The following is a 16481-nucleotide window of genomic DNA, read 5'->3' as shown; positions in this document are numbered from 1 at the left end:
ACGGAGAGATGCTGCTCTTCTCGGGGCGTGCTCACCCCGAGCTGGCCGAGGCGATCGCGGCGGAACTGGGCACCGAGCTGGTCCCGACGAAGGCGATCGACTTCGCCAACGGCGAGATCTACATCCGCTACCACGCCTCCGTGCGCGGCGCGGACTGCTTCGTCGTCCAGAGCCACACGGCCCCCATCAACAAGTCGATCATGGAGCAGCTCATCATGATCGACGCGCTGAAGCGGGCCTCCGCGCGCAGCGTCACCGTGATCCTGCCCTTCTACGGATACGCGCGACAGGACCGCAAGCACAGCGGCCGGGAACCCATCTCGGCCCGTCTGGTGGCGGACCTGCTCAAGACCGCGGGTGCGGACCGGATCCTGACGGTCGACCTGCACGCCGACCAGATCCAGGGGTTCTTCGACGGTCCGGTGGACCACCTGTTCGCCATGCCGGTCCTCGCGGACTACATCGGATCCAAGGTGGACCGCGAGGCCCTGACCGTGGTTTCGCCCGACGCCGGCCGCGTGCGCGTGGCCGACGGCTGGTGCGACCGCCTCGGCGCGCCGCTGGCCATCGTCCACAAGCGGCGCGACAAGGACGTGGCCCACCAGGTCACCGCCCACGAGGTGGTCGGCGAGGTGCGCGACCGCGTCTGCGTCCTGGTCGACGACATGATCGACACCGGCGGCACGATATGCGCCGCCGCCGACGCCCTCTTCGCGCAGGGGGCGCGGGACGTCATCGTGGCGGCCACGCACGGGGTCCTCTCCGGCCCCGCAGCGGACCGCCTGAAGAACTCGCAGGTGAGCGAGTTCGTCTTCACGGACACCCTGCCGGTGCCCGGGGGCCTCGGACTGGACAAGGTCACCGTCCTGTCCATCGCCCCGCTCATCGCGGGCGCTTCGCGCGCGGTGTTCGAGAACGGATCAGTAACCCGGCTCCTGCAGAGCCGGTGATCGCCCGGACGGACGGGCCCGACGGGGGCCCGTCCGTCCGTAGGGGGAGGCGGCCGCACGCATCGAGCCGCTCCACATCGGAACGTCATAAGGAAGCGGGAAATGACTCTTCAGGAGACCAGCGTGCTCGAGCCCACCCTGCAGGGGACCACGACGCTGCCCGGCCTGCTCGCAGAGCGCGTGGCCGAGCACCCCGATGCAATCGCCGTCGCCTACCGGGACGAAAAGCTCACCTTCCGTGAGCTGGCGTCCAGAAGCTCGGCCCTGGCGGACTACCTGAGGCACCTCGGTGTCTCCGCGGACGACTGCGTCGGCCTGTTCGTCGAGCCGTCCATCGACCTCATGGTCGGCGCCTGGGGCATCCTGGGCGCCGGTGCCGCCTACCTGCCGCTGTCCCCGGAGTACCCCGAGGACCGGCTCCGCTACATGATCGAGAACAGCGAGACGAAGATCATCCTGGCGCAGCAGCGCCTGGTGTCCCGGCTGCGCGAACTCGCCCCGCAGGACGTCACCATCGTGACCCTGCGCGAGTCCGAGGCCTTCGTCCGCCCCGAGGGCCAGGAGGCCGCGGCCGGCGGCGACGCCCGCCCGGACACCCTCGCCTACGTCATCTACACCTCCGGCAGCACGGGCAAGCCGAAGGGTGTGATGATCGAGCACCGCAGCATCGTCAACCAGCTGCGGTGGCTGCGCGAGACCTACGCGATCGACCGCAGCAAGGTCATCCTGCAGAAGACCCCGATGAGCTTCGACGCCGCCCAGTGGGAGATCCTCTCCCCGGCCAACGGCGCGACCGTGGTCATGGGCGCCCCCGGCGTCTACGCCGACCCCGAGGGCCTCATCGAGACCATCGTCAAGCACAACGTGACCACCCTCCAGTGCGTCCCGACGCTGCTCCAGGGTCTGATCGACACCGAGAAGTTCCCCGAGTGCGTCTCGCTCCAGCAGATCTTCAGCGGTGGTGAGGCCCTCTCCCGCCTGCTGGCGATCCAGACCACGCAGGAGATGCCGGGCCGGGCGCTCATCAACGTCTACGGGCCGACCGAGACGACCATCAACTCGTCCTCCTTCCCGGTCGACCCGGCCGGCCTGGACGAGGGACCGCAGTCCATCTCCATCGGCTCCCCGGTGCACGGCACCACGTACCACATCCTCGACAAGGAGACCCTTAAGCCGGTCGGCGTCGGCGAGATCGGCGAGCTGTACATCGGCGGCATCCAGCTGGCGCGCGGCTACCTGCACCGCGACGACCTGACCGCCGAGCGCTTCCTGGAGATCGAGCTGGAGGAGGGTGCCGAGCCCGTCCGCCTGTACAAGACGGGCGACCTCGGCCAGTGGAACGCGGACGGCACCGTGCAGTTCGCCGGCCGCGCCGACAACCAGGTCAAGCTGCGCGGCTACCGCGTCGAGCTCGACGAGATATCCCTGGCGATCGAGAACCACGACTGGGTCCGCAACGCCGCCGTCATCGTCAAGAACGACGGCCGCACCGGCTTCCAGAACCTGATCGCCTGCATCGAGCTGAGCGAGAAGGAAGCCGCCCTGATGGACCAGGGCAACCACGGCTCCCACCACGCGTCGAAGAAGAGCAAGCTCCAGGTCAAGGCGCAGCTGTCCAACCCGGGCCTGCGCGACGACGCCGAGCTGGCCGCCCGCCCGGCCTTCGACCTGGAGGGCTCCGAGCCCACCCCCGAGCAGCGCGCCCGGGTCTTCGCCCGCAAGACGTACCGCTTCTACGAGGGCGGCGCCGTCACCCAGGCCGACCTGCTCGGCCTGCTCGGCGCCAAGGTCACCGCGGGCTACTCCCGCAAGGCCGCCGACCTGGCCCCGTCCGAACTGGGCCAGATCCTGCGCTGGTTCGGCCAGTACATCAGCGAGGAGCGGCTCCTGCCGAAGTACGGCTACGCCTCCCCGGGCGCGCTGTACGCGACGCAGATGTACTTCGAGCTGGAGGGCGTCGGCGGTCTGCAGCCGGGCTACTACTACTACCAGCCGGTCCGCCACCAGCTCGTGCTGATCAGCGAGCGCGAGGCCACCGGCAAGCCCACCGCGCAGATCCACTTCATCGGCAAGAAGAGCGGCATCGAGCCGGTCTACAAGAACAACATCGTCGAGGTCCTGGAGATCGAGACCGGCCACATGGTCGGCCTCTTCGAGCAGATCCTGCCGGCCTACGGCCTCGACATCCACGACCGCGCCTACGAGCCGGCCGTCAAGGACCTGCTCGACGTCGCCGACGAGGACTACTACCTGGGCACCTTCGAGCTGGTCCCGCACGCGGGCCCGCGCGACGACCAGGCCGAGGTCTACGTCCAGACGCACGGCGGCAAGATCGCCGGTCTGCCCGAGGGCCAGTACCGCTACGAGAACGGCGAGCTGACCCGCTTCTCGGACGACATCGTCCTCAAGAAGCACGTCATCGCGATCAACCAGTCGGTGTACCAGGCCGCCAGCTTCGGCATCAGCGTCTACAGCCGCGCCGAGCAGGAGTGGCTGAAGTACATCACCCTCGGCAAGAAGCTCCAGCACCTGATGATGAACGGGCTGAACCTGGGCTTCATGTCCTCCGGCTACAGCTCCAAGACCGGCAACCCGCTGCCGGCCTCGCGCCGCATGGACGCGGTCCTCGGCGCCAACGGCGTCGAGAGCGGTCCGATGTACTTCTTCGTCGGCGGCCGCATCAGCGACGAGCAGATCGCCCACGAGGGCATGCGCGAGGACAGCGTCCACATGCGCGGTCCGGCCGAGCTCATCCGCGACGACCTCGTCAGCTTCCTGCCGGACTACATGATCCCCAACCGGGTCGTGGTCTTCGAGCGGCTGCCGCTGTCCGCCAACGGCAAGATCGACGTCAAGGCGCTCGCCGCCTCCGACCAGGTCAACGCCGAGCTCGTGGAGCGCCCCTTCGTCGCCCCGCGCACGGAGACCGAGAAGGAGATCGCGGCGGTCTGGGAGAAGGCCCTGCGCCGCGAGAACGCCTCCGTGCAGGACGACTTCTTCGAGTCGGGCGGCAACTCGCTCATCGCCGTCGGCCTGGTCCGCGAGCTCAACGCGCGCCTGGGCGTCTCCCTGCCGCTGCAGAGCGTCCTGGAGTCCCCGACCATCGAGAAGCTGGCCCGCCGCCTGGAGCGCGAGGTCGCCCAGGAGTCCTCGCGCCTGGTGCGCCTGCACGCCGAGACCGGCAAGGCCAAGCCCGTGATCTGCTGGCCGGGTCTGGGCGGCTACCCGATGAACCTGCGCAGCCTGGCCGGCGAGATCGGCCTCGGCCGCTCGTTCTACGGTGTCCAGTCGCACGGCATCAACGAGGGCGAGACCCCGTACGAGACCATCACCGAGATGGCCAAGAAGGACATCGAGGCCATCAAGGAGATCCAGCCGGCGGGCCCCTACACCCTGTGGGGCTACTCCTTCGGCGCCCGCGTGGCGTTCGAGACCGCCTACCAGCTGGAGCAGGCGGGCGAGAAGGTGGAGAACCTCTTCCTGATCGCCCCGGGCTCGCCGAAGGTGCGCGCCGAGAACGGCAAGGTGTGGGGCCGTGAGGCGTCCTTCGCCAACCGCGGCTACACCACGATCCTCTTCTCGGTCTTCACCGGCACCATCTCCGGCCCGGACCTCGACCGGTGCCTGGAGGTCGCCACGGACGAGGCGTCCTTCGCCGAGTTCATCAGCGAGCTCAAGGGAATCGACGTCGACCTCGCGAAGCGGATCATCTCGGTCGTGGGCCAGACCTACGAATTCGAGTACTCGTTCCGCGAGCTGGCCGAGCGCACCCTCCAGGCGCCGATCAGCATCTTCAAGGCCGTGGGCGACGACTACTCGTTCCTGGAGAACAGCAGCGGTTACTCGGCCGAGCCGCCGACGGTCATCGACCTCGACGCCGACCACTACAGCCTGCTGCGCGAGGACATCGGCGAGCTGGTCAAGCACATCCGCTACCTGCTCGGCGAGTAAGGGCGAAAGCGGCTGAAAGATGACGGCCGCCCCGCCGGAGAAATTCCGGCGGGGCGGCCGTCCTTTCGTGTTTCCGAGGTTTTCCGACGGCTTTCTGACGCAGATTTACCGCGTTCTGACATACCGGCCGTTGACCTTCACATGCGCACCCAAGAGACTTCAATTAATTCCGGCCGTCCGCCCGCCCGCCCTCCCTTGCGCCGTTTCGCTGATGAGGAGTCATCTTCCATGCGCTTCAATCTCATCGGCCCGTTCGAGATCGTCACCGACGACGGCAGGACCTACCAGCCCGGCACCCCCAAGGTCTGCCAGACGCTCGCGCTGCTGCTCACCCGGCCCGGCGAGATCGTCACCGCCGAGGCCCTCATCCGGGAGCTGTGGGGCGAGAACCCCCCGCGCAGCGCCGTCACCACCCTCCAGACGTACGTCTACCACGCGCGCCGGATGTTCACCCAGGAGGAGCTGGCGCCCGCCGGCCGCTGCCTGATCGTCACCAGCCCCTCCGGCTACGTGATGAGCGTCGAGGACTCCGAGGTCGACGTACGGATCTTCGAGCGGCTCGTCACCCGGGCCCGCTGGGAACTGGCCGAGGAGGAGCCGCAGCGGGCGCTGCGCACGGTCGGCCAGGCGCTCGACCTGTGGCGCGGGCCCGCCCTGTCGAACTTCCCCGCCGGCGACGTGCTCGCCGGGCACATCGTGCACCTGGAGGAGCTGCGCATCAGGGCCTACGAGACCCGCATCGAGGCGCAGGAGGCGCTGGGCCGCCACCGGGAGTCGATACCCGAGCTGCGCAAGCTCATCAACGACTACCCGCTCAACGAGTGGTTCCACAGCCGGCTCATCGGCGCGCTCGGCGCCGCCGGACGGCGGGCGGAGGCCCTGCAGGCCTACCAGAAGGTGCGCCTGCTGCTCGCCGAGGAACTGGGCCTGGAGCCCTCCGCGGAGCTCAAGAGGCTCCACGGGGGGCTGCTGAGCCCGGCGCGCGGCGAGCGGGTCGCGGCGACCGCCGCGGTCTGAGCCGCGGCCGGGCGTCCGCCGCGTTCGAGTGCGGCTCCAGGGCGGTCGGAGACCGTCGCGGTTCCGGCCGTGCACAGGGCCGTGCACCGGGCCTACACAGGAGGAAGCCGCATGTCCCGTCGTCTGTTCACCTCGGAGTCCGTGACCGAGGGCCACCCCGACAAGATCGCCGACCAGATCAGCGACACCGTCCTCGACGCGCTGCTGCGCCAGGACCCCACCTCGCGCGTGGCCGTCGAGACCCTGATCACCACCGGCCTGGTGCACATCGCGGGGGAGGTGACGACGAAGGCGTACGCCCCGATCGCCCAGCTCGTCCGCGAGAAGATCCTGGCGATCGGCTACGACTCCTCGAACAAGGGCTTCGACGGAGCCTCCTGCGGGGTCTCCGTGTCCATCGGCGCCCAGTCACCGGACATCGCGCAGGGCGTGGACACCGCGTACGAGTCCCGGGTCGAGGGCGAGGAGGACGAGCTCGACCGGCAGGGCGCCGGCGACCAGGGCCTGATGTTCGGCTACGCCTGCGACGAGACCCCCGAGCTGATGCCGCTGCCGATCCACCTCGCGCACCGGCTGTCCCGGCGCCTGTCCGAGGTGCGCAAGAGCGCGATCGTTCCCTACCTGCGGCCCGACGGCAAGACGCAGGTCACCATCGAGTACGACGGGGACAAGCCGGTCCGGCTCGACACGGTCGTGGTCTCCACGCAGCACGCCGCCGACATCGCACTGGAGGTGCGGCTCACCCCGGACATCCGGGAGTTCGTCGTCGAGCACGTGCTCGGGCAGCTGGCCGCCGAGGGCATCAAGCTGGACACCGAGGGGTACCGGCTGCTGGTCAACCCGACCGGGCGCTTCGAGATCGGCGGCCCGATGGGTGACGCAGGCCTGACCGGCCGCAAGATCATCATCGACACCTACGGCGGTATGGCCCGCCACGGTGGCGGTGCCTTCTCGGGCAAGGACCCGTCGAAGGTGGACCGCTCGGCGGCGTACGCGATGCGCTGGGTCGCCAAGAACGTCGTCGCCGCCGGCCTCGCGGCCCGCTGCGAGGTGCAGGTCGCGTACGCGATCGGCAAGGCCGAGCCCGTCGGCCTCTTCGTGGAGACCTTCGGCACCGGCACCCTGCCCGACGAGCGGATCCAGGAGGCGGTCTCCAGCGTCTTCGACCTCCGCCCGGCCGCCATCATCCGCGACCTGGACCTGCTGCGCCCGATCTACGCGCAGACCGCCGCCTACGGCCACTTCGGCCGCGAGCTCCCCGACTTCACCTGGGAGCGCACGGACCGCGCCGACGCCCTGCGCGCGGCGGCCGGGCTCTAAGGGAGCCTAAGGCTCGAAGGCGGGCGGCCGACCGCCGAGGGCTCCGCGCCGTCGGCGGTTGTCCACCTGCTCGCGGCGCTCGGGGATCGTGACGGCGATGCCCCGGCGCCGCAGCAGGCGGCGGATTGCCCGGCTCGAGTACAGGTCGCCGTCGTCCGCGGGGCGCGTCACGCAGCGGAGGGCCGGTCATAGGTGAGGAAGAGGACGCCACTCGGCAGGACGGTGTGGGCGGTCAGCTCCCACTGCCGGACGTCGAAGCCGGTTTTACGGCCGAGCAGCGGGATGCCGGTGCCGGTGGTGATCGGGGACAGCTTGACGATCATCCGGTCGATCTCGGGGTACAGCAGGCCCGCCAGTTCGCCGCCGCCGCAGAGCCAGATGTCCTTGCCGTCCTTCTGCTTGAGCTCGCGGACCTTCTCGACCGGATCGGTGCCGACCAGCTCGACGGCGGCGCTGGGGACGGAGGTGAGGCTGCGGGAGAACACCACGTGCTTGAGGTGCGGGTAGGCGTCGTCGATTCCGGCCTTGACCCCGATCTCGTATGTGTGGCGGCCTTCGAGCACGGTGTCGAAGTGGGTTCCCTCGGCGGTGATGGACAGGGCGGTACGGGCCGGACCGGGGAGCGTCTCCGGGTACTCGGTGACCAGCTGCTCCAGGTAGTCCGGGCCGATCGGCCAGAAGCCGTCCGGGCCGGTGGGGTCGCCGCCGTCGGGGGCGGCGATGTGGCCGTCCAGGGTAGCGGCGATGAAGTACACGAGCTTGCGCACGAGTGATCTCCCAGATGGCTGACATGTGGTCAGACGACCTTATGATCATGAGCGGGTCAGGCCCTAGGCCGGCGGGAAGTCCGTCGTCCGGGCCAGGGGGTCCCAGGCCTCCCAGACGGTCAGCCGCTCGCGCAGTACGGCCGGGGCCCGGTCGGCCGCGCTGGTCCCCAGCAGCACCCGCAGCGGGGGCTCCTCGGCTTCGAGGAGCCTCAGCAGTGCCACCCCGGCCCGGCGCGGATCGCCGGGCTGGAGGTGGGCGAAGGCTCCCGACAGGCCGTGCCGGCGCTGGGCGAGCACGGAGTCGTACGCGGTCTTGGGCGTGGCCCGCACCATGGAGGACGCGCTCCAGTCGGTCCGGAACTCGCCGGCCTCGATCAGGGTGACCTTGATCCCGAAGCCGGCGACCTCCTGGGCCAGGGTCTCGCCCATGGCCTCCAGGGCCCATTTGCTCGCGCAGTACATGCCCAGGTTCGGGTACGTGGTGACGCCCGCGACGCTGGACATCTGCAGGAGGTGCCCGCCGCCCTGGCGGCGCATCAGCGGCAGCACGGCCTGCGTGGTCCACAGCGCGCCGAACCAGTTCACCTCGAACTGGTCGCGCACCTGGCGCTCGGAGACCTCCTCCACCGCGCCGGCCAGCCCGTACCCCGCGTTGTTGAGCAGGACGTCGATCCGCCCGGCCCGCTCCCCGGCCTCGGCCACGGTGGCGAACACCGCCGAGCGGTCGGTGACGTCCAGGGTCATCGGGAGCACCCGGTCGCCGAAGCGCTCGACGAGTCCGGCGAGCGCTTCGACGCGGCGGGCCGTGGCGACCACGGTGTCGCCGGCCTCCAGGACGACCTCGGCGACGGCCCGCCCCAGGCCCCGGGAGGCGCCGGTGACGAACCAGACCCGAGGCGTCCCGTCCGTCATCGACGGGCCCGCTGCTCGGCGAAGGCCTTGGCGTGGTTGAGGGTGGCGGTGCTGTTGGTGCTGAGCGCGGTGCGCACGTACGCCTTGGCGTCCTCGACCGTGGCCTCGGGGCCCAGGACGCGGGTGATGTTCTCGGTGTTGATCGTCACCGTGTGCTGGGAGGAGGCGGACAGGCCGCCCTCGCCGTCCTCGGCGAACGTCCAGTAGCCGGTGTGCAGGCTCATCAGCGCCGGCAGCGTCGTCTGCTTGTAGGCGATCCGCTCGTTCGGGAAGGTCACCCGGTAGGACTTGGTGGTGTGGACGGAGCCGTCCTTGGCCCGGGTGTCCATCTCCAGCTCCTGGAGGCCGGGGGTGTCCTCGGTCAGCCGGACGACCGCCACGTGCGGCAGCCGCTCGGGCCACAGGTCCGCCTCGTTGACGAAGTCGTAGACGTCCTTCGCGGAGCCCTCGACGCGGACCGTGTCCTCGAAGGAGAACGTCAGGTCCTCGGTGGCGTGGGCGTGCTCGACGTTCGTCTTCAGCGCGGCCAGCTCCGAGCGCGAGTTGCGGTCGACCGCCTTGTCGATCCACTCCAGCTTCGCCGGGTCGTCGTCGACGGCCCGGTAGTCGTGCAGCAGGCGCACCCGGGACTCGCCCTCGGAGAGCGGCTCGATGATCCAGGTGCCGCCCATCGCGGCGACCGGGGGAGCCGGGACCTCCTGGCGGAAGGTGATCGTCAGCTTCTCCGGGTCCAGGGTGCGGCGGGAGGTCCAGTTCTTGGCCTCGCCGTTGGCGGTGGCCCAGATCCGGATGCGCTCCTCGTTCCCGCCCTGCGGGGTGTGGTCCACGTAGATGGTCGGGGGGAAGATCCGCGGCCAGTTACGGACCTCGGCGATCAACCGGTACACGGCGGCGGCCGGGGCCGAGACCGTGATCTCGTGCTCCACTTCACGCAGGCCGGGCTGCGGCATGGTCTTGCTCCTCGGATTCGGGTCGTTCACGCGTACGTGCGTACGTGGTCGGGCGGTGCGGGCTCAGAAGTTGCCGAGACCGCCGCAGACGTTGAGGGCCTGCGAGGTGATGGAGGCCGCGGTGTCGGAGGCCAGGTAGCCCACGAGTCCGGCGACCTCCTGCGGGGTGGAGTAGCGGCCGAGGGGGATCTTGGCCTGGAACTTCTCCAGCACGGCCTCCTCGGTGGTCTCGTACGCGGCGGCGTAGCCCTGGCGGACCCGCTCGGCCATCGGCGTCTCGACGTAGCCGGGGCAGACGGCGTTGACGGTGATGCCCGTCGGAGCCAGCTCGTTGCCCAGGGCCTTGGTGAAGCCCACCACGCCGTGCTTGGACGCCGAGTACGGGGCGCCCAGGACCACGCCCTGCTTGCCCGCGGTGGAGGCGATGTTGATGATCCGGCCGCGGTTCTTGGCGCGCATGCCGCCGGTGTTCAGCACCTCGCGGGTGACGCGGAAGACGCTGTTGAGGTTGGTCTCGATGACGTCGTACCAGAGCTCGTCGGTGATGTCGGCGGTGACGCCGCCGCCCGAGCGGCCGGCGTTGTTGACCACCACGTCGATGGTGCCGAAGCGCTCGACGGCCGCCTCGACCCAGGCGCGCACGCCCTCGCCGCTGCGCACGTCCACGCTCGCGCCGTCGACCTCCAGGCCCTCGGCGGTGAGCTCCTTGACGGTCCGGGCGACGTTGTCGGCGTCGCGGGCGCCGATGAAGACCCGGTGCCCCTGGGCGGCCAGGGTGCGGGCCGCCTCCAGGCCGATACCGCTGGTCGCTCCGGTGACGATGGCGACGCGCTTGGTGTGGTCCTGATCCTGGGCCTGGTCGGGCATGAGAACTCCTCGGTGAATCGACTGGTGGCGCACGCGGAGGATCCGTCACCGCGATGGAGGGGTACTCGAAGGCGTCTCGGACCGGCTCCCGGACGCGGGGGACCACCGGTCCTCCATCGGGTGTCGAGCGGCGGTCGACAAGATCGGGGAGACACCCGCACGCGAGAGGCGACCATGATCAACTTGTTTCAGCCCCAGGTCGGGGCGGAGGAACTCGACGCGGTCGCCGGGGTGTTCCACGACCGCAGACTCGGCAGCGGACGGCGCACCAAGGCCTTCGAGACGGCCTTCGCCGAACACCTGGGCATCGAACCCGACCACGTCGTGTTCACCAGCTCCGGCACGACCGCCCTGCACCTGGCCGTCGAGACCCTCGGCCTCCAGGAGGGCGACGAGGTCGTGCTGCCCTCCCTGGGCCTGCCCGCCACCGCCGAGGCCGTGGCCGCGCGCGGCGGCCGTCCCGTCTTCTGCGACGTCGACCGCCGCACGCTCAACCCGTCCCTGGAGGACGTCGAGGCCGCCCTCACGGACCGCACCCGCGCGGTCCTCTTCCTGCACTACGGCGGCCGCACCGGCGACATCGTCCGGATCGCCGCACGCTGCCGCGAGCTGGGCATCGCCCTGATCGAGGACGGCGCCTGCTCGGTCGCCTCCCGCGCCGACGGCCGGCCGGCCGGCACCTTCGGCGACCTCGCCGTGTGGAGCTTCGACCCGGGCCGGGTGCTGGTCACCGGCGACGGCGGCATGGTCTACGCGAAGGACCCCGAACGGGCCGCCCGCACCCGCCTCCTCGCGCGGCGCGGCCTGGTGCGCGCCAGCGGCTTCGGCCACGCCGCCCTGCCGGGCGAGCCGGACCTGCCCGAGTACGGGCGCGGCATCACCGGCAACGACCTGACCGCCGCGATCGGCTCCGTACAGCTGCGCCGGCTCCCCGAGATGGTGGCCCGGCGCCGCGAGATCGCCGCCCGCTACGACCGGGAGCTGGCCGGGACCGACGGGCTGCTGACGCCCCCGCCGCTGCCCGAGGGCCACGAGTCCACGGACTGCCTGTACTGGGTGCAGCTGGAGCCCGCCATCAAGGACGGCGTCGTGGCCGACCTGCTGGCCGACGAGATCTACACGACCTCCCACCACGCGCCCCTGCACCGGTTCGGGGCCGACCGCGACGAGGAGCACCCCGCGGCCCCGCTGCCCTCCTGCGACTGGGCGGTCGACCGCACCGTGCGCCTGCCCCTGCACCCGGGGCTCAGCGACGCGGACGTGACCACCGTCATCGACTCGCTGCGCAGGTCGGTGCGTTCGCGCCTCGCCGACAGTACCGACGAAGGACTCACCGTGAAGGACACCCCATGAACCGACGCGTCGTCATCACCGGGATCGGCGTGGTCGCACCCGGGGGAGTGGGCACCAAGGAGTACTGGGCCCGGCTCACCTCCGGGCGGACCGCGACCCGTGCCATCAGCCTCTTCGACGCCTCCGGCTTCCGCTCGCGGATCGCCGCCGAGGCCGACTTCGACCCGCTCGCCCACGGGTTCGCCCCCGAGGAGGCCGCCCGCCTCGACCGGGCCGCACAGTTCGCGCTGGTCAGCGCCGACGAGGCGATCCGCGACAGCGGGCTCGACACCGCGGCCCTGGACCCGACGCGCACGGGCGTCACCCTGGGCAGCGCCGTGGGCTGCACCACCGGCCTGGACACCGAGTACAACGCGGTGAGCCGGGGAGGCTCCACCTGGCAGGTGGACCACACCCTCGCCGTGCCCCACCTGTTCGACTACTTCGTGCCCAGCTCGATGGCGGCCGAGGTGGCCTGGCGCGTCGGCGCCCAGGGACCGGTCTCCATGGTCTCCACCGGCTGCACCTCGGGCCTCGACTCCATCGGCCACGCCGTGGAGCTGATCCGCGAGGGCAGCGCCGACGTGATGGTCACCGGCGCCACCGAGGCCCCGATCTCGCCGATCACCGTGGCCTGCTTCGACGCCATCAAGGCCACCTCCCCCAGCAACGACCACCCCGAGACCGCCTCCCGCCCCTTCGACGCCACCCGCAACGGGTTCGTCCTCGGGGAGGGCTCGGCGATCCTCGTCCTGGAGGAGCTGGAGAGCGCCCGCCGGCGCGGCGCCCACGTCTACGCCGAGATCGCCGGGTTCGCCAGCCGGGGCAACGCCTACCACATGACCGGACTGAAGGCCGAGGGCCGCGAGATGGCCGAGGCCATCACCGTCGCCCTCGACGAGGCCCGCCTGCCCGCCACCGCCGTCGACTACGTCAACGCCCACGGCTCCGGCACCAAGCAGAACGACCGGCACGAGACCGCCGCCTTCAAGCGCAGCCTCGGCCAGCACGCCTACGAGGTCCCGGTCAGCTCCATCAAGTCGATGATCGGGCACTCGCTGGGCGCGATCGGCTCCCTGGAGGTGGCCGCCAGCGCCCTGGCCATCGAGCACAACACGGTCCCGCCGACCGCGAACCTGCACCACCCCGACCCGGGCTGCGACCTGGACTACATCCCGCTGACCGCCCGCGAGCACCGTACCGACACCGTCCTCAGCGTGGGCAGCGGCTTCGGCGGCTTCCAGAGCGCCATGATCCTCACCCGCCCGCGCCTGGGAGCCGCCGCATGAGCACGCAGACCGCAGTCGCCCCCGTGATGTCCTCGGCGGCCGCCTCCGCAGCCCCCGTGATCACCGGGATCGGCGTCGCCGCCCCCAACGGCCTGGGCACCGCGGCGTGGTGGAGCGCGGTCCTGCGCGGCGAGAGCGGCATCCGCCCGGTCAGCCGCTTCGACGCCGCGCAGTACCCGGCCAAGCTGGCCGGCGAGGTCCGGGGCTTCGACCCCGCCGAGCACCTGCCCGGCCGGCTGCTCCCGCAGACCGACCAGGTGACCCGGCTCGCCCTCACCGCCGCCGACGAGGCCCTCGCCGACGCCGGGGTGGACCCGGCCGAGCTGCCCGACTACGCGGCCGGCGTGATCACCGCCAGCTCGGCGGGCGGCTACGAGTTCGGCCAGCGCGAGCTCCAGGCCCTGTGGAGCAAGGGCGGCCAGTACGTCAGCGCGTACCAGTCCTTCGCCTGGTTCTACGCCGTCAACAGCGGCCAGATCTCCATCAAGAACGGGATGCGCGGCCCCAACAGCGTGCTCGTCAGCGAGCAGGCCGGCGGGCTCGACGCGGTGGCCCAGGCCCGCCGCCAGCTCCGCAAGGGCATCCGGCTGGTCGTCACGGGCGGTATGGACTCCTCCCTCTGCCCCTGGGGCTGGGCCGCCCACCTCGCCTCCGGGGAGCTCAGCACCGTCGAGGACCCCGAGCGCGCCTACCTGCCCTTCTCCGAGAAGGCCGGCGGGCACGTGGTCGGCGAGGGCGGGGCGCTGCTCGTCCTGGAGGACGCGGCCGCCGCCCGCGAGCGCGGCGCCCGCCCCTACGGGGAGGTCGCCGGCTACGCCGCCACCTTCGACCCGCCGCCCGGCTCGGGCGGCGCACCCCGGCTGCGCGACGCCGCCGCGCTGGCCCTGCGCGAGGCCGGGCTGGCCCCCGCCGACGTGGACGTGGTCTTCGCCGACGCGGCCGGGCGGCGCGAGGCCGACCGGGCCGAGGCAGCGGCCCTCACCGAACTGTTCGGGGAGTACGGGGTCCCGGTGACCGCGCCCAAGACCATGACGGGCCGGCTCGCCGCGGGCGGCGCCTCCCTCGACCTGGCCGCCGCCCTGCTCTCGCTGCGCCACGGGGTGATCCCGCCGACCGTCCACGCCGGCCCGCCCGCCGCGGACTGCCCCCTCGACCTGGTCACCGAGGTGCGCCGGCCCGGCCGGCTGCGCACGGCGCTGGTCCTGGCCCGGGGCCGGGGCGGCTTCAACGCGGCCATGGTGGTCCGGGGACGATGAGCGGCAGCGGCGGTGGGCCCCGGATGGCCGAGGTGGCCGAGCACGTCTACGCGTACCTCCAGCCGGACGGCGGCTGGTGCCTCAACAACGCCGGGCTCATCGTCTCGCCCGGCCGGTCCGTGCTGATCGACACGGCCGCCACCGAGGCCCGGACACGGGCCCTGAAGGAGGCGGTCGCCCGGACCACCCCCGAGGCCCCGCGCTTCGTGGTGAACACCCATGCGCACGGCGACCACACGTTCGGCAACCGGTTCTTCGCCGACCGGGCCCTGGTCGTCGCGCACGAGGGGGCGCGGGACGAGATGGCCCTCGCCGGACTGCACCTGACCGGCCTGTGGCCCGAGGTCCCCTGGGGCGAGGTCCGCGTGGAGCTGCCGGGGCTGACCTTCCGCGACCGGCTCCCCCTGCGGCTGGGGGAGGTCCGGGCCGAGCTGATCCACCCGGGGACCGCCCACACCGCCGGAGACACGGTGGTCTGGCTGCCGCAGCAGCGGGTCCTGTTCACCGGGGACGTCGTGATGTCCGGGGCCACGCCGTTCTGCCTGACCGGTTCGGTCTCCGGCTCGCTCGCCGCCGTCGAGGAGCTGCGCGCCCTCGGCCCGCGGACCGTCGTCCCGGGTCACGGGCCGGTCGGCGGCCCCGAGCTGCTCGACGCCACCGCCGGCTACCTGCGCCTCGTCCAGCGGCTGGCCGCCGAGGGGGCCGCGGCGGGGCTGACCCCGCTGGAGGCCGCGCAGGAGGCCGACCTCGGCCCGTACGCGGAGCTCCTCGACAGCGAGCGGCTCGTGCCGAACCTGCACCGCGCCTACGCCGAGGCGGCGGGCGCGGCGCCGGGGCACCCCCTCGACGTCGACGGGATGTTCCGCGAGATGGTCGAGTTCCACGGCGGCCTCCCCGCCTGCGCCGCCTGACGCCGGCTATACGAGAACAGGGCCGTTGCGTTCGCCGGAGGGGCGGGTGGCGAACGCCAGGCGGCGGTGGGCCCGCCACAGCATCAGCCGGGCCATGTACGGGTGCACGTGGCGGACGAGCGTGAAGTACAGCCGGCCGCGGGTGTTGTGGATCCGTACGGCGGTGGACAGCGTCACGGAGTCCTCGTCGAGCAGGACCGAGGAGCGGAAGTCCAGGTGGGAGGCGTCCTTGCCGACCAGCAGCTCCTGGGTGGCCTGACCGCGCACGGGGAAGGGCAGGACGTGCCGCCAGGCGTCCGGGTCGCGGTCCATGCCCGGCTTCAGCGGCATCCGCCAGGCGTCGGCGAAGTCGGGCCGCCCGACGGCCTCGTGCAGCAGGCGGGCGCCGGCGGGGACGGATACGGCGGCGGGCCGCGCCCAGAAGAGGCGGTTGAAGAACAGGGCACGGGGCGAGCGGCGGGCCGGCGGGTGCGGCAGTGAGCCGAGGGCGGCCCGCTCGGCGTTGTCGAACGCCTCCTCGACCATCGTGTCGTGGACGGGCTGGATCGCCAGCTTCCACAGGGCGAAGGCCCGGGCGCCCATGGTCACTTCCAGCACGTGGGAGATCCGGCAGCGGCCGGGGCCGAGGGGTTCGACGTCGAAACGGTGGAAGCCCGTACCGATTCCGTCGTCGGTGGTGTCGAAGCGGACGGACCGCCCCGGTTCGTAGGCGGTGACCCGGTAGCGGACCCGGCCGTGGCCACCGTCGGCGCCGGGGCCCAGCGGGCGGTCGAGGACCATCGCGGGCCAGACGGGGGTGGGGAAGAGCGGGTCGTCCGGCGAGGAGAGCCGGTCCAGGAGGGCGCCGACGGTCTCGGCCGGAGCCTGGACGATCCTGTGGTGGGCATTGCGTACCGTGCGCATACCGCGCATCACCGGGCCTCCATACGGGAGCGTATGTTCCACCACCGTACGCTAGC

The 16481-nt window shown here is 71.6% G+C and carries 13 protein-coding genes and 1 pseudogene; 8 read left to right on the top strand and 6 right to left on the bottom strand.

Annotated features, from left to right (window positions below; all coding sequences use genetic code 11):
- The first annotated feature begins 8 nt into the window (after positions 1-8).
- The 4 genes from AB0F18_RS03615 (at position 9) to metK (ending at position 7238) form a co-directional block, all read left to right on the top strand.
- Positions 9-950, top strand: coding sequence for a ribose-phosphate diphosphokinase (locus AB0F18_RS03615; RefSeq protein WP_362054745.1), 942 nt, complete (start codon positions 9-11; stop codon positions 948-950).
- Between the two features lie 102 nt (positions 951-1052).
- Positions 1053-4901 (top strand): amino acid adenylation domain-containing protein, encoded by a 3849-nt coding sequence (locus AB0F18_RS03610; protein WP_362054600.1) that lies wholly within the window; start codon positions 1053-1055, stop codon positions 4899-4901.
- Between the two features lie 228 nt (positions 4902-5129).
- Positions 5130-5918 (top strand): AfsR/SARP family transcriptional regulator, encoded by a 789-nt coding sequence (locus tag AB0F18_RS03605; RefSeq protein WP_362054597.1) that lies wholly within the window; start codon positions 5130-5132, stop codon positions 5916-5918.
- 111 nt (positions 5919-6029) lie between these two features.
- Positions 6030-7238, top strand: coding sequence for a methionine adenosyltransferase (gene metK, locus AB0F18_RS03600; protein ID WP_362054594.1), 1209 nt, complete (start codon positions 6030-6032; stop codon positions 7236-7238).
- A 12-nt stretch (positions 7239-7250) separates the two neighbouring features.
- Here metK and AB0F18_RS03595 read toward each other — a convergent pair.
- The 5 genes and pseudogenes from AB0F18_RS03595 to AB0F18_RS03575 form a co-directional block, all read right to left on the bottom strand.
- A pseudogene (locus tag AB0F18_RS03595) lies at positions 7251-7379 on the bottom strand (IS5/IS1182 family transposase); the annotation flags it as partial.
- A 26-nt stretch (positions 7380-7405) separates the two neighbouring features.
- The gene (locus AB0F18_RS03590; protein ID WP_362054591.1) at positions 7406-8005 is read right to left on the bottom strand and encodes a dihydrofolate reductase family protein; all 600 of its coding nucleotides are present in this window, start codon (positions 8003-8005) and stop codon (positions 7406-7408) included.
- Between the two features lie 63 nt (positions 8006-8068).
- Positions 8069-8917, bottom strand: coding sequence for an oxidoreductase (locus tag AB0F18_RS03585; RefSeq protein WP_362054588.1), 849 nt, complete (start codon positions 8915-8917; stop codon positions 8069-8071).
- The gene (locus tag AB0F18_RS03580; protein ID WP_362054585.1) at positions 8914-9867 is read right to left on the bottom strand and encodes an aromatase/cyclase; all 954 of its coding nucleotides are present in this window, start codon (positions 9865-9867) and stop codon (positions 8914-8916) included. Before AB0F18_RS03580 ends, AB0F18_RS03585 begins: the two co-directional genes overlap by 4 nt.
- A 63-nt stretch (positions 9868-9930) precedes the next feature.
- Positions 9931-10734, bottom strand: coding sequence for an SDR family NAD(P)-dependent oxidoreductase (locus tag AB0F18_RS03575; RefSeq protein WP_362054582.1), 804 nt, complete (start codon positions 10732-10734; stop codon positions 9931-9933).
- A 174-nt stretch (positions 10735-10908) separates the two neighbouring features.
- Between AB0F18_RS03575 and AB0F18_RS03570 the strand changes: the two genes are divergently transcribed.
- Genes AB0F18_RS03570 through AB0F18_RS03555 form a run of 4 tightly spaced genes read left to right on the top strand, consistent with a single transcriptional unit; the run spans position 10909 to position 15522 of the window.
- Complete coding sequence (locus AB0F18_RS03570) at positions 10909-12087, top strand: DegT/DnrJ/EryC1/StrS family aminotransferase (RefSeq protein ID WP_362054579.1); 1179 nt, start codon at positions 10909-10911, stop codon at positions 12085-12087.
- Entirely contained in the window at positions 12084-13355 is a 1272-nt protein-coding gene (locus AB0F18_RS03565) for a beta-ketoacyl-[acyl-carrier-protein] synthase family protein (RefSeq protein ID WP_362054576.1), read from the top strand. Before AB0F18_RS03570 ends, AB0F18_RS03565 begins: the two co-directional genes overlap by 4 nt.
- Positions 13352-14611 (top strand): ketosynthase chain-length factor, encoded by a 1260-nt coding sequence (locus AB0F18_RS03560; RefSeq protein ID WP_362054573.1) that lies wholly within the window; start codon positions 13352-13354, stop codon positions 14609-14611. The genes AB0F18_RS03565 and AB0F18_RS03560 overlap by 4 nt, the downstream gene beginning before the upstream one ends.
- On the top strand, positions 14608-15522 hold the full coding sequence (locus tag AB0F18_RS03555) for an MBL fold metallo-hydrolase (RefSeq protein ID WP_362054570.1): 915 nt from the start codon (positions 14608-14610) through the stop codon (positions 15520-15522). Before AB0F18_RS03560 ends, AB0F18_RS03555 begins: the two co-directional genes overlap by 4 nt.
- Before the next feature lie 6 nt (positions 15523-15528).
- On the opposite strand, the gene AB0F18_RS03550 is transcribed toward AB0F18_RS03555, so the two are convergent.
- Complete coding sequence (locus AB0F18_RS03550; RefSeq protein ID WP_362054567.1) at positions 15529-16434, bottom strand: DUF2867 domain-containing protein; 906 nt, start codon at positions 16432-16434, stop codon at positions 15529-15531.
- Positions 16435-16481 lie beyond the last annotated feature (47 nt).

The organism is Streptomyces sp. NPDC029216 (assembly GCF_040648015.1).
Classification (GTDB): domain Bacteria; phylum Actinomycetota; class Actinomycetes; order Streptomycetales; family Streptomycetaceae; genus Streptomyces.
This window is presented reverse-complemented; position numbering and strand designations above follow the sequence as displayed.

Bases quoted from the DNA above. Each gene is read 5' to 3' on its own strand.
- AB0F18_RS03615 (WP_362054745.1), top strand. From the start codon at position 9: ATGCTGCTCTTCTCGGGGCGTGCTCACCCCGAGCTGGCCGAGGCGATC.
- AB0F18_RS03610 (WP_362054600.1), top strand. From the start codon at position 1,053: ATGACTCTTCAGGAGACCAGCGTGCTCGAGCCCACCCTGCAGGGGACC.
- AB0F18_RS03605 (WP_362054597.1), top strand. From the start codon at position 5,130: ATGCGCTTCAATCTCATCGGCCCGTTCGAGATCGTCACCGACGACGGC.
- metK (WP_362054594.1), top strand. From the start codon at position 6,030: ATGTCCCGTCGTCTGTTCACCTCGGAGTCCGTGACCGAGGGCCACCCC.
- AB0F18_RS03585 (WP_362054588.1), bottom strand. From the start codon at position 8,917: ATGACGGACGGGACGCCTCGGGTCTGGTTCGTCACCGGCGCCTCCCGG.
- AB0F18_RS03580 (WP_362054585.1), bottom strand. From the start codon at position 9,867: ATGCCGCAGCCCGGCCTGCGTGAAGTGGAGCACGAGATCACGGTCTCG.
- AB0F18_RS03575 (WP_362054582.1), bottom strand. From the start codon at position 10,734: ATGCCCGACCAGGCCCAGGATCAGGACCACACCAAGCGCGTCGCCATC.
- AB0F18_RS03570 (WP_362054579.1), top strand. From the start codon at position 10,909: ATGATCAACTTGTTTCAGCCCCAGGTCGGGGCGGAGGAACTCGACGCG.
- AB0F18_RS03565 (WP_362054576.1), top strand. From the start codon at position 12,084: ATGAACCGACGCGTCGTCATCACCGGGATCGGCGTGGTCGCACCCGGG.
- AB0F18_RS03560 (WP_362054573.1), top strand. From the start codon at position 13,352: ATGAGCACGCAGACCGCAGTCGCCCCCGTGATGTCCTCGGCGGCCGCC.
- AB0F18_RS03555 (WP_362054570.1), top strand. From the start codon at position 14,608: ATGAGCGGCAGCGGCGGTGGGCCCCGGATGGCCGAGGTGGCCGAGCAC.
- AB0F18_RS03550 (WP_362054567.1), bottom strand. From the start codon at position 16,434: ATGCGCGGTATGCGCACGGTACGCAATGCCCACCACAGGATCGTCCAG.